Source organism: Variovorax pasteuri, from assembly GCF_051216435.1.
In the GTDB taxonomy this organism is placed as follows: Bacteria; Pseudomonadota; Gammaproteobacteria; order Burkholderiales; family Burkholderiaceae_C; genus Variovorax.
In genome coordinates this window covers 1,215,789-1,230,540 of sequence record NZ_JBPJZS010000002.1, presented here as the reverse complement: position 1 = coordinate 1,230,540, position 14,752 = coordinate 1,215,789, and the positions used below count along the sequence as shown (strand labels likewise).

The 14,752-nt window shown below is 66.9% G+C and carries 11 protein-coding genes; all 11 read left to right on the top strand.

Features of this window, described 5'->3' with window-relative positions; genetic code table 11:
* Window positions 1-1,014 (top strand): flagellar assembly peptidoglycan hydrolase FlgJ, encoded by a 1,014-nt coding sequence (flgJ, locus tag ACSFBM_RS12850; RefSeq protein WP_435484677.1) that lies wholly within the window; start codon window positions 1-3, stop codon window positions 1,012-1,014.
* Between the two features lie 64 nt (window positions 1,015-1,078).
* Window positions 1,079-1,585, top strand: coding sequence for a chemotaxis protein CheW (locus ACSFBM_RS12845; RefSeq protein ID WP_435484676.1), 507 nt, complete (start codon window positions 1,079-1,081; stop codon window positions 1,583-1,585).
* Between the two features lie 72 nt (window positions 1,586-1,657).
* Window positions 1,658-3,223 (top strand): methyl-accepting chemotaxis protein, encoded by a 1,566-nt coding sequence (locus ACSFBM_RS12840; protein ID WP_435484675.1) that lies wholly within the window; start codon window positions 1,658-1,660, stop codon window positions 3,221-3,223.
* A 7-nt stretch (window positions 3,224-3,230) separates the two neighbouring features.
* Window positions 3,231-3,512 carry a hypothetical protein gene (locus tag ACSFBM_RS12835; protein ID WP_435484674.1) on the top strand — a complete coding sequence of 94 codons (282 nt, stop codon included), beginning with the start codon at window positions 3,231-3,233 and terminating at the stop codon, window positions 3,510-3,512.
* Window positions 3,513-3,520: 8 nt separating this feature from the next.
* Window positions 3,521-5,245, top strand: a complete 1,725-nt coding sequence (locus ACSFBM_RS12830) for a methyl-accepting chemotaxis protein (RefSeq protein WP_435484673.1) — start codon at window positions 3,521-3,523, stop codon at window positions 5,243-5,245.
* Window positions 5,246-5,352: 107 nt separating this feature from the next.
* Window positions 5,353-7,446, top strand: coding sequence for a methyl-accepting chemotaxis protein (locus ACSFBM_RS12825; protein ID WP_435484672.1), 2,094 nt, complete (start codon window positions 5,353-5,355; stop codon window positions 7,444-7,446).
* Window positions 7,447-7,495: 49 nt separating this feature from the next.
* The gene (locus ACSFBM_RS12820; RefSeq protein WP_435484671.1) at window positions 7,496-9,094 is read left to right on the top strand and encodes a methyl-accepting chemotaxis protein; all 1,599 of its coding nucleotides are present in this window, start codon (window positions 7,496-7,498) and stop codon (window positions 9,092-9,094) included.
* Between the two features lie 16 nt (window positions 9,095-9,110).
* Window positions 9,111-10,706: a methyl-accepting chemotaxis protein gene (locus tag ACSFBM_RS12815; protein ID WP_435484670.1), complete on the top strand. Its 1,596-nt coding sequence runs from the start codon at window positions 9,111-9,113 to the stop codon at window positions 10,704-10,706.
* 16 nt (window positions 10,707-10,722) lie between these two features.
* The gene (locus ACSFBM_RS12810) at window positions 10,723-12,363 is read left to right on the top strand and encodes a methyl-accepting chemotaxis protein (RefSeq protein ID WP_435484669.1); all 1,641 of its coding nucleotides are present in this window, start codon (window positions 10,723-10,725) and stop codon (window positions 12,361-12,363) included.
* Between the two features lie 56 nt (window positions 12,364-12,419).
* Window positions 12,420-12,938: a chemotaxis protein CheW gene (locus tag ACSFBM_RS12805; protein WP_435436175.1), complete on the top strand. Its 519-nt coding sequence runs from the start codon at window positions 12,420-12,422 to the stop codon at window positions 12,936-12,938.
* Between the two features lie 30 nt (window positions 12,939-12,968).
* Window positions 12,969-14,702 (top strand): methyl-accepting chemotaxis protein, encoded by a 1,734-nt coding sequence (locus tag ACSFBM_RS12800; protein ID WP_435484668.1) that lies wholly within the window; start codon window positions 12,969-12,971, stop codon window positions 14,700-14,702.
* The last annotated feature ends 50 nt before the right edge of the window (window positions 14,703-14,752 follow it).

Sequence of the window (14,752 nt, the reverse complement as noted above, 5' to 3'; positions counted from 1 at the left end):
ATGACGGTATCCACCTCCAGCGCCTGGAGCGGCGCCGACGCGGCCAGCCGCACCGGTGCGCTCGACCAGCGCTTCGCGCTCGACGTGCAGGGCGTCGACGCCCTGCGCCACACCGTGCGCTCCTCGCCCGAAGAAGGCCTGAAGCAGGTCTCGCGGCAGTTCGAGGCGCTGTTCATGAACATGGTGCTCAAGAGCATGCGCGAGGCCACGCCCTCCAGCGGCCTGCTCGACAGCCAGGACCAGAAGGTCTACATGTCGATGTTCGACCAGCAGCTCACGCAGAACCTCTCGGGGCGCGGCGTGGGGCTGGCCGAGTCGATGCTCGCGCAGCTGCGCCGCCAGCTGCCCTCGGGTCCGACCGATTTCGAGGCCGACGCGGCCATCGGCACCAAGCCCATGTCGCTGGAGCCGCGCGGCGGCTTCCCGTATGCGCCGAACGCGGGCATTCCGCTGGGCTCGGCGCCCAGCAGCCGCGTGGGCACGCAGGCCGATCTGAGCGTTTACCAGTTCAACAGCGACCGCCGAGGCAACGGCACGGGCGGTGGCGGCGACGCTTCGCTGCAGGGCAAGGTCGACGACTTCGTGGGCCGCATGGGCGCCTCCGCGCAGGCGGCCAGCACGGCCAGCGGCGTGCCCGCGCCGCTGATCCTGGCGCAGGCCGCGCTGGAGTCGGGCTGGGGCAAGCGCGAGATCCGCGCCGACGACGGCACGCAGAGCTTCAACCTGTTCGGCATCAAGGCCGACAAGAGCTGGAAGGGCGCGACGGTCGAAACCACCACCACCGAATACGTCGACGGCGAACCGCAGAAGATGCGCGCCAGGTTCAGGGCCTATGGCTCGTACGAAGAGGCCTTCACCGACTACGCGCAGTTCATCACGCGCAACCCGCGCTACGCCAACGTGCTGGCCACCGACGACCCCGCCGCGGCCGCGCACGGCCTGCAGCGCGCGGGCTATGCCACCGATCCGAAGTACGGCGAGAAGCTGGTTCGCATCATGCAGAAGTTCGGTTGAGCCGCACCCGGCCCGTCCGCCTGCCCGCGGCTTCGGGGCGGGCTACACCCTACCGAGAAACGCCATGACAGAGATCGCGGGCATCGCCCACAAGCAGCAGTCGCAACACATCGTCGCCGCGCGCCTGGAGGTCGTGACCTTCAAGCTGGGCGAAGAGGAATACGGCATCGACATCCAGAAGGTGCAGGAGCTGCGCGGGTACGACGCGGTGACGCGCATTGCGAACGCGCCGGACTACATCAAGGGTGTGGTGAACCTGCGCGGGATCATTGTTCCGATCATCGACATGCGCATCAAGTTCAAGCTGGGCGACCCGACGTACGACCAGTTCACGGTGGTGATCGTGCTGAACATCGGTGGGCGTGTGGTGGGGATGGTGGTGGACAGCGTGTCGGACGTGATCACGCTGACGGGCGAGCAGATCAAGCCTGCGCCGGAGATGGGTTCGGTGCTGGACGCGGACTACCTGATCGGGCTGGGCACGCTGGACGAGCGGATGCTGATCCTGGTGGACATCGACCGGCTCATGTCCAGCGACGAAATGGGCCTCGTCGAAAAGATGGCCGCATGAAGGCCGCATGAAGGCCGCGACAAGCAAGACAACGACTACGACAAAGACACAAGGGCCTGCGAGGAGCAACACATGAAAAACTGGAAGATCGGGCGGCGCATGGCCGCCGGCTTTGCACTGGTGCTGGCGCTGGCGCTCATCACCGCGGGCATTGCCGTGCTGCGCCTGCAGGGCGTGGGCGAGGCCACGGAGTCGATGGCCAAGCGCTCGCTCGCGAAGGAGCGCCTGGCCGCGGCCTGGCAGTTGGGCACCAGCACCAACGGCGTGCGCACCCTGTCGCTGCTCAAGACCAACGACCCTGCGGTGCAGGCCTATCTGCAGAAGAACATCGACGCCACCAGCGCCGGCATCAGCGAGACGCAGAAGAAGCTGGAGGCCATGCTGCAGACGCCGGCCGAGCTGGCGCTGAGCGCCGACATCAAGAAAAAGCGCGGCGACTATGTCGAACTGCGCAACCGCATCTTCAAGCTCAAGGCCGAGGGCCGCGGCGACGAGGCCGCCCGGCTCACCGACGCCCAGATGCTGCCCGCGCTGGAAGCCTACGACGCGAGCATTCGCGCCATGCTGGCGCAGCAACAGCAGGACATCGACACCACCGCCGCCGACATCGACACGCAGTACCGTTCGGGCCGCATCTACGTGCTGACGCTGACCATGTTCTCGCTCGTGGTGGGCACGGTGGTCGCATGGGCGCTGACCCGCAGCATCGTCGACCCGATCGGCGAGGCGCTGCTGATTGCCGAGACCGTCGCCTCGGGCGACCTGAGCAAGGACTTCGAGACCGAGCGCGGCGGCGACTTCGGCCGGCTGCTGCGCGGCATGGGCGAGATGGAAGACACGCTGACCGACCTGGTGACCCGCATCAAGGCCTCGACCGATTCGATCGCGGTTGCTTCGCGACAGATTGCAGCGGGCAACCAGGACCTGTCGTCGCGTACCGAAGAGCAGGCCAGTTCGCTCGAACAGACGGCGGCTTCGATGGAAGAACTCACGAGCACCGTCAAGCAGAACGCGGACAACGCGCGCCAGGCGAACCAGCTGGCCGTGTCGGCATCGGAAGTCGCGGTGAAGGGCGGCCATGTCGTTTCGCAGGTGGTCGACACCATGGGCTCGATCAATGCGTCGTCGAAAAAGATCGTGGACATCATCGGTGTCATCGACGGCATTGCGTTCCAGACCAACATCCTGGCGCTGAATGCGGCCGTGGAAGCGGCGCGCGCAGGCGAACAAGGCAAGGGCTTCGCCGTGGTGGCCTCGGAAGTGCGCAGCCTCGCGCAGCGCTCCGCGTCCGCCGCCAAGGAAATCAAGACGCTGATCGGCGACTCGGTCGACAAGGTCGCAGAGGGCAGCAAGCAGGTGGCCGAAGCGGGCCGCACCATGGACGAGATCGTGGGCAGCGTGCGCCGCGTGACCGACATCATGGGCGAGATCACCTCGGCCAGCCAGGAGCAGACCTCCGGCATCGAACAGATCAACCAGGCCATCAGCCAGATGGACCAGGTCACGCAGCAGAACGCCGCGCTGGTGGAGCAGGCTTCTGCCGCCGCGCAGTCGCTGCAGGAGCAGGCCGACGACTTGATGCGGGCTGTGAGCACGTTCAAGCTCGACGCCGACGAACCCCTCTTGCTGGGGGCCTGAAGCAACCGTGCGCATTCGTCTCAGTCCCAAGATCGCCCTTCGCCTGGGCACCGGTTTCGCCGTGTCGTTGTTCGTGCTGGCCGCGGCGTTGAGCCTTGGCTTCCAGGCCGGCGCCGGTTTCGAATGGGCGCGCCACGCCGTGTTCGGCCTGGGCGTTGCCGCGCTGCTGGCCGGCGTGCTCGTTGCCTGGTGCGTCACGCGCTCCATTGCCCGCTCGTCGCGCGACGCCGAACTGGTGTCCCGGCGCCTGGACAGCGTTTTCAAGAATCTAAAAGCAAGCGACTCCTGACACTTTCCATGAACTCCATCCTCAATCTCAGAATCGGCACCCGCCTCGGCATCGGCTTTGCCGCGGTGCTCCTGTTGCTGGCCGGCCTGGTCGGCCTGGGCCTCGACTCGATGGCCGACATCCAGCGTCGGCTGAACGGCATCGTCACCGGCAACAACGCCAAGGTGGCCGCCGTCAACAAGATGGCGGACGCGATCCGCGACATCGCCATCCTCGACAGCAACCTCATCTTGTTGAGCGACGACGCCGCCATGCGCGAGGAAGCCAAGAAGATCTCCGGCGCGCGAGACCGCTTCTCCGAAGCTCGTGAGACCCTGGTCAAGCTGCTCGCCTCGCCGGCGGGCAAGGCGCTGCTGGCCGGCATCGACGAGAAGGTGGGCGTGCTCGTGCCGCTGAACACCGCCCTGTCGGAGCTGGCGCTGCAGAACAAGAACGACGAAGCGACGATGCTCTTCATCACCAAGTTCCAGCCGGCCGTGAAGGCCGTGCTCGTGGAGCTCGACAACCTGGACGCGCACGAAAGCCGCCTGTCCCGCGCGGCGAACGACGAAGCCGGCACCGGCTACGCGTGGGCGCGCAACCTGATGCTGGCGCTGGGCGCGCTGGCCGTCGCGGCGGGCGCCGCCATCGCGTGGTTCATCACGCGCACCATCACGCGCCCGATCGGCGAAGCCGTGCAGGTGGCCGAGAAGGTGGCCGCAGGCGACATCAGCTCGCGCATCGACGTGCATTCGAAGGACGAAACCGGCCGGCTGATGGCCGCGCTCAAGGCGATGAACGAGAGCCTGGTGCGCATCGTGCGCGAAGTGCGCACGGGCACGGACACCATCGCTACCGCGTCGAGCCAGATCGCCTCGGGCAACCAGGACCTGTCGTCGCGCACCGAAGAGCAGGCGAGTTCGCTCGAAGAGACGGCGGCTTCGATGGAAGAACTCACGAGCACTGTGAAGCAGAACGCGGACAACGCACGCCAGGCCAACCAGCTGGCTGTGTCGGCCTCCGAGGTCGCGGTGCGCGGCGGCAACGTGGTCGGGCAGGTGGTCGACACCATGGGCTCGATCAATGCGTCGTCCAAGAAGATCGTGGACATCATCGGTGTCATCGACGGCATCGCATTCCAGACCAACATCCTGGCACTGAACGCGGCGGTGGAAGCCGCTCGCGCCGGCGAACAGGGCCGTGGCTTCGCGGTCGTGGCCTCGGAAGTTCGCAGCCTCGCGCAGCGCTCCGCAGCAGCGGCCAAGGAAATCAAGACCTTGATCGGCGACTCGGTGGAGAAGGTCGAAGAGGGCAGCAAGCAGGTGGAAGAAGCCGGCCGCACCATGGAAGAGATCGTCGGCAGCGTGAAGCGCGTGACGGACATCATGGGCGAGATCACGGCGGCGAGCCAGGAGCAGACCTCGGGCATCGAGCAGATCAACCAGGCCATCAGCCAGATGGACCAGGTCACGCAGCAGAACGCCGCGCTGGTGGAAGAGGCGTCGGCGGCAGCCCAGTCGCTGCAGGAACAGGCCGGCAGCCTCGTGAAGACCGTGAGTGTCTTCAAGCTGGGCGGCGAAGAGCGGGCGCTCGCGCGCCCGGGCTTCACACGAATCACCCCCATCAGGCCCGTTGCCCCCGTCTCGAAGACCGTCCGGCCGGCGGCCAAGGCGCTGCCCGCCCATCGCAAGGCCGCGTCCGCCCCACAACTCGCCATGGCCGGCGGCAACCAAGGCGACTGGACCGAGTTTTGAGAAAAAAGCCCTCAACTCCGGCGCTGCGATGCCGATACAGGAACACGGCGATGCCGCGGCGTCCGGCCGCGAAGCAGGGGCCGTTCCCTTGACCTGAAAGAGAACCGATGAGCCTCGAACGACCTGGTGCGCAGCCACACGACGCACCGCCGCCCGCCTTTGTATCGCTCGCGCGCACGCTGAGCATCCGCGCGGGCGTGGCGATCCTCGGGGTCACGGGGCTGATGCTGTGCATCTTCTACGCACTGGCGTCGCAGCAGCAGCAGCGCGGCGCCGCCCAATATGCCAACGCGAAGGCGGAGGCCATCGCGCGGTCCCTGGACATCTTCGACCAGACCATGCAGTCGACCGCCGGCAACGCCTTCGGCGTGTTCCGGCGGCAGTTCGCGCAGACGCTGGCGCTCGATGCCTCGGGCATCCTTTCCAGCGACGGCACGCCCATTGACGCCGCCACCACCAGCGAGGTCGACCGCTTCGCGAGCGACTTCCCCGGTGCCAACGCCACCGTGTTCGTCGCGCAAGCCGAAGATTTCCGGCGCGTGACCACCTCGGTGAAGAAAGAAAACGGCGAGCGTGCCGTGGGCACGCTGCTCGACCGCAAGAGCGCGGCCTATCCGTTGCTGCGCGAAGGCAGGCGCTTCGTGGGGCGCGTGACCCTGTTCGGGCGCCCCTACATCACGGTGTACGAGCCGGTGCGCGACGCGGCCGGCCGCGTGGTGGCCGTGCTCTACATCGGGCTGGACATCTCGCAGCAGCAGGCCGCCTTTGCCGAGGCGGTGAAGGGCACGCGCATCTACACGCAAGGCGGCCTGTACATCGTCAACCCGGCTGGCGCGGGCGCCGGCGGCCCCGGCGCGGCGCCCGGGCCCACGCTCGTGTTCCATCCCAGCGCGGCCGGCAAGCCGTTGTCGGATGTGTTGAAGGGCGATGCCAATGCATGGCTGGAGCGCCTGAAGGGCGGCGACGCCTTCTGGATCGACGACGCACCGGCGGTATTGGCGCCGGGCGCGGCGGGCGCGCACCATGCGTCGGTCGCCCGCAGCGAAGCCACCGGCTGGCTGGTGGTGGCCGAGGTGCCGGCCGACGAGGTGATGGCCGGCCTGCGCCGCCAGCTGGCATGGCTGGGCGGCTGCATCGCGATCGCCGCGCTGGTGCTGGGTTTCGGGCTGGTGGCGTTCATCCGGCGCACGGTGCGCCCCATCAGCGCGCTGAGCGCGCATGTCGCGGCCATCGGCGGCGGCGACCTGTCGGGCCGGCTGGCCTCGCAGCGCCGCGACGAGATCGGCGTGATCACCCGCGCCGTGGAAACCATGCGCGCCAGCCTGGTGCGCATCGTGCGCGAAGTGCGCACGGGCACGGACACCATCGCTACCGCGTCGAGCCAGATCGCCTCGGGCAACCAGGACCTGTCGTCGCGTACCGAAGAGCAGGCCAGTTCGCTCGAAGAAACAGCCGCGTCGATGGAAGAGCTGACCTCCACCGTGAAGCAGAACGCCGACAACGCCCGCCAGGCCAACCAGCTGGCTGTGTCGGCCTCCGAGGTCGCGGTGCGCGGCGGCAGCGTGGTCGGGCAGGTGGTCGACACCATGGGCTCGATCAATGCCTCGTCGAAAAAGATCGTGGACATCATCGGTGTCATCGACGGCATCGCATTCCAGACCAACATCCTGGCGCTGAACGCGGCGGTGGAAGCCGCTCGCGCCGGCGAACAGGGCCGTGGCTTCGCGGTCGTGGCCTCGGAAGTTCGCAGCCTCGCGCAGCGCTCCGCAGCAGCGGCCAAGGAAATCAAGACCTTGATCGGCGACTCGGTGGAGAAGGTCGAAGAGGGCAGCAAGCAGGTGGAAGAAGCCGGCCGCACCATGGAAGAGATCGTCGGCAGCGTGAAGCGCGTGACCGACATCATGGGCGAGATCACGGCGGCGAGCCAGGAGCAGACCTCGGGCATCGAGCAGATCAACCAGGCCATCAGCCAGATGGACCAGGTCACGCAGCAGAACGCCGCGCTGGTGGAAGAGGCCTCGGCGGCCGCCCAGTCGCTGCAGGAACAGGCCGGCAGCCTCGTGAAGACCGTGAGTGTCTTCAAGCTGGAAGACGCTGCAGCGCACGCGCAGCCGGGCGGCTTTGTGCGTGCGGCGCCGATCTTTCCTTCTTTTGAGAACAAAGGTCTCAAGTCTGGCGGTCCGTTGCCGATAACAGGATGACGGCATTGCCGCGGTGGCCCTGTCGCCCTGTGACGGAAGGAATGGAGCTGTGAGTTTGAAAGATCTGAAAATCGGCACCCGCCTGGGCTTCGGCTTCACGGTGATGCTGCTGCTGATGGCACTCATCGCGGGCATCGGCGTGCTGCGGCTGACCCACGTGGGCAATGCCACCGACGAGATGGTGGAGCAGGCGCTGGTCAAGGAGCGGCTCGCGACTGAATGGCTCGCGAATCTCCGCTCGAACACCGTGGCCAATTTCGCCATGGTCAAGACCACCGATCCGCAGATCGCCGCCTACTTCGCCAAGACGCAGGCCGCCGGCTCCGCACGCATCAGCCCGGCGCAGAAGAAGCTCGAATCGATGCTCAGCACGCCCGAGGAAAAGGCGCTCTATGCCAAGGTGGCGGCTTCGCGCGCCGTGGTGCTCGAGACGGTGGGCGTGCTCAACAAGCTCAAGGACAGCGGCCAGCAGGCCGAAGCCAACACGCTGGTCGACACCAAGTTCACGGAGGCGCTGGCTGTCTACAGCGGCGCCGTGGAAGCGCTGGCCAACCACCAGCGCGAGAAGATCGACGCAACGGCCCAGGGCATCGACACCGACTTCAAGAGCGGACGCACCATGCTGATGGTGCTGGCCGCCATTGCGCTGGTGCTGGGCGCGCTGTTCGCGTGGCGCCTGACGCTGGGCATCGTGCGTCCGCTGGGCCGTGCGGTGACGGTGGCCGAGACGGTGGCCGCCGGCGACCTGAGCGCGGACATCGTGGTGGAGAGCCGCGACGAGGCGGGCCAGCTGATGCATGCGCTGCGCGAGATGAACGCCAGCCTGGCCAAGGTGGTGGGCGAAGTGCGCATGGGCACGGACACGATCGCGACCGCGTCGAACCAGATCGCCTCGGGCAACCAGGATCTTTCTTCGCGCACGGAGCAGCAGGCGAGTTCGCTCGAAGAGACGGCGGCTTCGATGGAAGAGCTGACCTCGACGGTGAAGCAGAACGCGGACAACGCACGCCAGGCCAACCAGCTGGCCGTGTCGGCCTCCGAGGTCGCGGTGCGCGGCGGCAACGTGGTCGGGCAGGTGGTGGACACCATGGGCTCGATCAATGCGTCGTCGAAGAAGATCGTCGACATCATCGGCGTGATCGACGGCATCGCGTTCCAGACGAACATCCTGGCGCTGAACGCGGCGGTGGAAGCCGCGCGCGCCGGCGAGCAGGGCCGTGGCTTCGCAGTCGTGGCATCTGAAGTTCGCAGCCTGGCGCAGCGCTCGGCCGCAGCAGCCAAGGAAATCAAGACCCTCATCGGCGACTCGGTCGAGAAGGTCGAAGAAGGCAGCAAGCAGGTGGAAGAAGCCGGCCGCACGATGGAAGAGATCGTGGGCAGCGTGAAGCGCGTGACGGACATCATGGGCGAGATCACGGCGGCGAGCCAGGAGCAGACCTCGGGCATCGAGCAGATCAACCAGGCCATCAGCCAGATGGACCAGGCGACGCAACAGAACGCCGCATTGGTCGAGCAAGCCTCGGCTGCCGCGCAATCGATGCAGGAACAGGCGGGGAACCTGTCGCAAGTGGTGGGCGTGTTCCGCCTGGACAGCAGCCGCGCCACCGGCTCGGCGCAGCACCCGCAGTTCACCGCACTCGCTCCATAAACAAGGGAAAAAAGAAATGCAATGGTTCCAGAATCTCCGCGTCACCGTCCGGCTGATCCTCAGCTTTCTCGTGGTCGCGGCCATCGGCGCTGCAGTCAGCGCGCTCGGCATCTATCACATGGGGCGCATCAGCGACGCCACGCAGCGGCTGTACGCCAATGAGCTGCAGGCGCTCCAGGCGGTCCAGGAAGCCAACATCCATCTGCTGTACGCCAGCCGTGCACAGGTCACGCTGCTGTCGGCCGGCACGCGCGGCGAACGCAACGCGGGGGCGACCGAACTCAAGGCGTCGATGGAAAGCCTGGCGGCGCGCGCCGGCGAGGTGAAGCCCTTCTTCGAGGAGACCGAGGAAGGCAAGAAGCTCTACGGCCAGTACGAGGCCCTGATCGGCCCTCTGACCAAGCGCATGAGCGATTTCGTGGCGCTGGTGTTCAAGCAGCCGCTGGACAGTTCGCAGTTCGACAACCAGGTGACCGAGGACAGCACACGCCTGCTGAAGGAATCGCGCGGGGTCGAGGAAGTGCTCAAGGGCATGGTCGCGCACAGCAAGGAGCTGGCCAGGCTCAGCGCCGAGCACGCCGGCGAAACCTACAGCACATCGCGGCTGATGATGGTGGTGCTGGCGCTGGCCGGCATTGCGGCGAGCGTGGGCCTGGGCGTGCTGGTCGCGCGCCTGCTGAGCCGCCAGTTGGGCGGCGAGCCGGTCTATGCGGCCGACGTGGTCAGCCGCATCGCGAACGGCGACCTGACGATGGCCGTCGACGCCGACACCGCACGCGATGGCAGCCTGTTGCACTCCATCAAGCAGATGCAGGCACAGCTGACCTCGATCGTCGGACGGATCAAGGAGTCCAGCGACACCATTGCCACGGCCTCGGGCCAGATCGCGGCAGGCAACCAGGACCTGTCGTCGCGCACCGAAGAGCAAGCCAGCTCGCTCGAACAGACGGCGGCTTCGATGGAAGAACTCACGAGCACCGTCAAGCAGAACGCGGACAACGCACGCCAGGCCAACCAGCTGGCCGTGTCGGCGTCCGAAGTGGCGGTGAAGGGCGGCACCGTGGTCTCGCAAGTGGTCGACACCATGGGCTCGATCAATGCGTCGTCGAAGAAGATCGTCGACATCATCGGCGTGATCGACGGCATCGCGTTCCAGACCAACATCCTGGCATTGAACGCAGCGGTGGAAGCCGCGCGTGCCGGCGAACAAGGCCGCGGCTTCGCCGTGGTGGCGTCGGAAGTTCGCAGCCTCGCACAACGCTCGGCCGCAGCAGCCAAGGAAATCAAGACGCTGATCGGCGACTCGGTCGACAAGGTCGCCGAAGGCAGCAAGCAGGTGGCCGAAGCCGGCCGCACCATGGACGAGATCGTGGGCAGCGTGCGCCGCGTGACCGACATCATGGGCGAGATCACGGCAGCCAGCCAGGAGCAGACCTCGGGCATCGAGCAGATCAACCAGGCCATCACGCAGATGGACCAGGTCACCCAACAAAACGCCGCGCTGGTCGAGGAGGCTTCGGCCGCCGCCCAGTCGCTGCAGGAACAGGCGGGCAGTCTTTCGGAAGTCGTCGGCGTGTTCCGCCTCGGCAACCCACAGGTGGCCTTGGCCTGAAACAGAAGACACCGACATGCGCGTCAACCTGCCGATCACCGGCGTCGAATACGAACTCCCACCGGGCGCCGCCCTGGTGTCACGCACCGACCTGAAGGGCCGGATCACCTACGTCAACCCGGCCTTCGTGGAAGCCAGCGGCTTCGCGGTGGGCGACCTCATGGGCAAGGCGCACAACATCGTGCGCCACCCCGACGTGCCGGCCGAGGCTTTCGCAGACATGTGGGCCTCGCTGGGGCAGGGCCTGCCCTGGACCGGCCTCATCAAGAACCGGCGCCAGAACGGCGACTTCTACTGGGTGCTGGCCAACGTCACGCCCGTCCGGCGCAACGGCCGCGTGCAGGGCTACATGTCGGTGCGCAGCAAGCCCGGGCGTGCCGAAGTGGCTGAAGCCGACGCGCTGTACGCCCGCATCCGCGAAGGCCGCGCCAAGGACATCGAGCTCCTGCAAGGCGAGGTGGTGCAGCGCGGCTGGCGCAGCCCGCTGGCGCGGCTGCGCCGCATTCCCGTGCGCAGCCGCGTGGCCGGCGCTACCGCCGTGGCCGCCGTGCTCTCGCTGGGCCTGGGTCTCGCGGGCTGGATGGAAGCGTCGCGGCTGGTGGCTTCCGCCGGCGCGCACGGCAGCTTGCCTGGGCTGATCGCGGCCGCCGGCGCGGCCTCCGCGCTCGCCTGGCTGGGCCTGGGCCGGTTCCTCGGCCGCACGGTGTTCCGCCCGCTGGACGAGGCGGTGCACGTGGCCCGTGCCATCGCAGGCGGCGACCTCGCGCGCTTCGAGGTGCGGCGCGGCGACGAAATCACCGGGCTGCTGCGTGCGCTGAACCAGATGAGCGCCAACCTTTTCGCCATCGTCTCGGACGTGGGCGAGAACGTGGCCGGCGTGATGTCGGCGTCCAGCCAGATCGCCTCGGGCAACCAGGACCTGTCCTCGCGCACCGAGCAGCAGGCCAGTTCGCTCGAAGAGACGGCGGCTTCGATGGAAGAGCTGACCTCGACGGTGAAGCAGAACGCGGACAACGCGCGCCAGGCCAATCAGCTGGCGGTGTCGGCTTCGGAAGTCGCGGTGAAGGGCGGCCATGTCGTGTCGCAGGTGGTCGACACCATGGGCTCGATCAATGCGTCGTCGAAAAAGATCGTCGACATCATCGGCGTGATCGACGGCATCGCGTTCCAGACGAACATCCTGGCGCTGAATGCGGCCGTGGAAGCCGCACGCGCCGGCGAGCAGGGCAAGGGCTTCGCCGTGGTGGCCTCGGAAGTGCGCAGCCTCGCGCAGCGCTCCGCGTCCGCCGCCAAGGAAATCAAGACGCTGATCGGCGACTCGGTCGACAAGGTCGAAGCCGGCAGCAAACAGGTGGCGGAAGCCGGCCGCACGATGCAGGAGATCGTGGGCAGCGTGAAGCGGGTGACCGACATCATGGGCGAGATCACCACCGCCAGCCAGGAGCAGACCTCCGGCATCGAACAGATCAACCAGGCCATCAGCCAGATGGACCAGGTCACGCAACAGAACGCCGCGCTGGTCGAAGAAGCCACGGCCACGGCCGAACTGCTGCAGGAGCAGGCCGACGGCCTCGTGAAGGCCGTGCGCGTGTTCCGCGGCGACGCGAGCCAGGCGGCCGAAGTCGCGCAGGCCTCGCAAGTCGAGCTGGCCGCCTGAAGCGCGCGACCGCGAATCCAACTCACATTCAACAGACCCAACCCGGAGAAGACCCCATGCTCAACAAGGCAAAAGACCCATTGAAACAAGCCGCCTCGGCATCGTCCGCCGCCGTCGCCGCGCGCCTGGAGGTCGTGACCTTCAAGCTGGGCGAAGAGGAATACGGCATCGACATCCAGAAGGTGCAGGAGCTGCGCGGGTACGACGCGGTGACGCGCATTGCGAACGCGCCGGACTACATCAAGGGTGTGGTGAACCTGCGCGGGATCATTGTTCCGATCATCGACATGCGCATCAAGTTCAAGCTGGGCGACCCGACGTACGACCAGTTCACGGTGGTGATCGTGCTGAACATCGGTGGGCGTGTGGTGGGGATGGTGGTGGACAGCGTGTCGGACGTGATCACGCTGACGGGCGAGCAGATCAAGCCTGCGCCGGAGATGGGTTCGGTGCTGGACGCGGACTACCTGATCGGGCTGGGCACGCTGGACGAGCGGATGCTGATCCTGGTGGACATCGACCGCCTGATGTCCAGCGACGAAATGGGCCTCGTCGAGGCCGCAGCCACCGCCTGACCCCCCTGCACATTCGCCTGAAGGCACCCCATGAACTTCCTCGCCAATCTTCGCATCGCCCGACGCCTCACGCTGGCCTTTGCCATCGTGCTCGGCCTGACCGTGATCTCGACCGCCATCGCGCTGGTGTCCGCGCGCAACAACGCGGAAGCCACGCGGCTGATGATGCAGAGCCCGCTCGCCAAGGAACGGCTCATCTCCGACTGGTATGTGCTGACCTACGCGGCCATCGCACGCACCTCGATGATCGCGCGCACCACGGACGAGACCTTGCCCGCGACCTTTGCCGACGTCATCTCCGACAGCGTGAAGAAGGGCAGCGAGACCATGGCGAAGGTGGAGCCGCTGTTGTTCACCGACGAGGAAAAAGCGACCTACAAATCGATCGTCGAGCTGCGTGCGAAGTACCAGGCCGCCAAGGACGAGGTCGGCAAGGCCAAGTCGAGCGGCAATGCGGTGGACACCGCGCGAGCGTTCCAGGACGTGTTTCAGCCGGCCGCCAAGGCCTACGAGAGCCGGGTGCTGGAGCTGCTGTCGATCGAACGCCGCGACATCGACCGCATGAGCCACGACATCGACGCCGCCAACCTGAAGAGCTTCAACCTGCAGTTGCTGCTGACCGTGCTGACGGTGGTGAGCGGGGGCATCTTTGCCTTCTTCATCTCGCGCAGCATCGTGCGTCCGCTGGCAAGGGCGGTGGTGGTGGCCGAGACGGTGGCACAGGGCGACCTGAGCGCCGACATTCCCGTGGACAGCCGCGACGAGGTGGGCCAGTTGATGCAGGCCCTGAAGAACATGAACACCAACCTGGCCAAGGTGGTGGGCGAGGTGCGCTCGGGCACCGAGACGATCGCGACGGCGTCGGGCCAGATTGCTGCGGGCAACCAGGATCTCTCTTCGCGCACGGAGCAGCAGGCCAGTTCGCTGGAGGAAACAGCCGCCTCGATGGAAGAGCTGACCTCGACGGTGAAGCAGAACGCGGACAACGCACGCCAGGCCAACCAGCTGGCCGTGTCGGCCTCCGAGGTCGCGGTGAAGGGCGGTAGCGTCGTGTCGCAAGTGGTCGGCACGATGGGCTCGATCAATGCCTCGTCCAAGAAGATCGTGGACATCATCGGTGTCATCGACGGCATCGCGTTCCAGACCAACATCCTGGCGCTGAACGCGGCGGTGGAAGCAGCGCGTGCCGGTGAGCAAGGCCGTGGCTTCGCGGTCGTCGCCTCCGAAGTTCGCAGCCTGGCGCAGCGCTCCGCAGCAGCAGCCAAGGAAATCAAGACCTTGATCGGCGACTCGGTGGAGAAGGTCGAAGAAGGCAGCAAGCAGGTCGCTGAAGCGGGCCGCACCATGGACGAGATCGTGGGCAGCGTGAAGCGCGTGACCGACATCATGGGCGAGATCACCTCGGCCAGCCAGGAGCAGACCTCGGGCATCGAGCAGATCAACCAAGCCATCTCGCAGATGGATCAGGTCACCCAACAGAACGCGGCGCTGGTGGAAGAGGCGTCGGCGGCAGCCCAGTCGCTGCAGGAACAGGCCGGCAGCCTCGTGCAGGCCGTCAGCATCTTCAAGCTCGACCACAACGCCGTGGTTGCGCGCCCTAGCTTCACACGCATCACGCCCATCGCCCGGCCCGCCAAGGCGGTTGCCGCTTCCCAGTCGGCGCTCAAGCGCCCGGCCAAGGCGCTGCCGGCGCGCCACGAACCGGCCAAGGGCGCCGCGCCGCAATTGGCGGCGGCCAGCTCCGGCGACTGGACGGAATTCTGAGTCTCCCGCGGAAGAACAACACATAACAGGCGATCCGGGGCCCGCGGCCC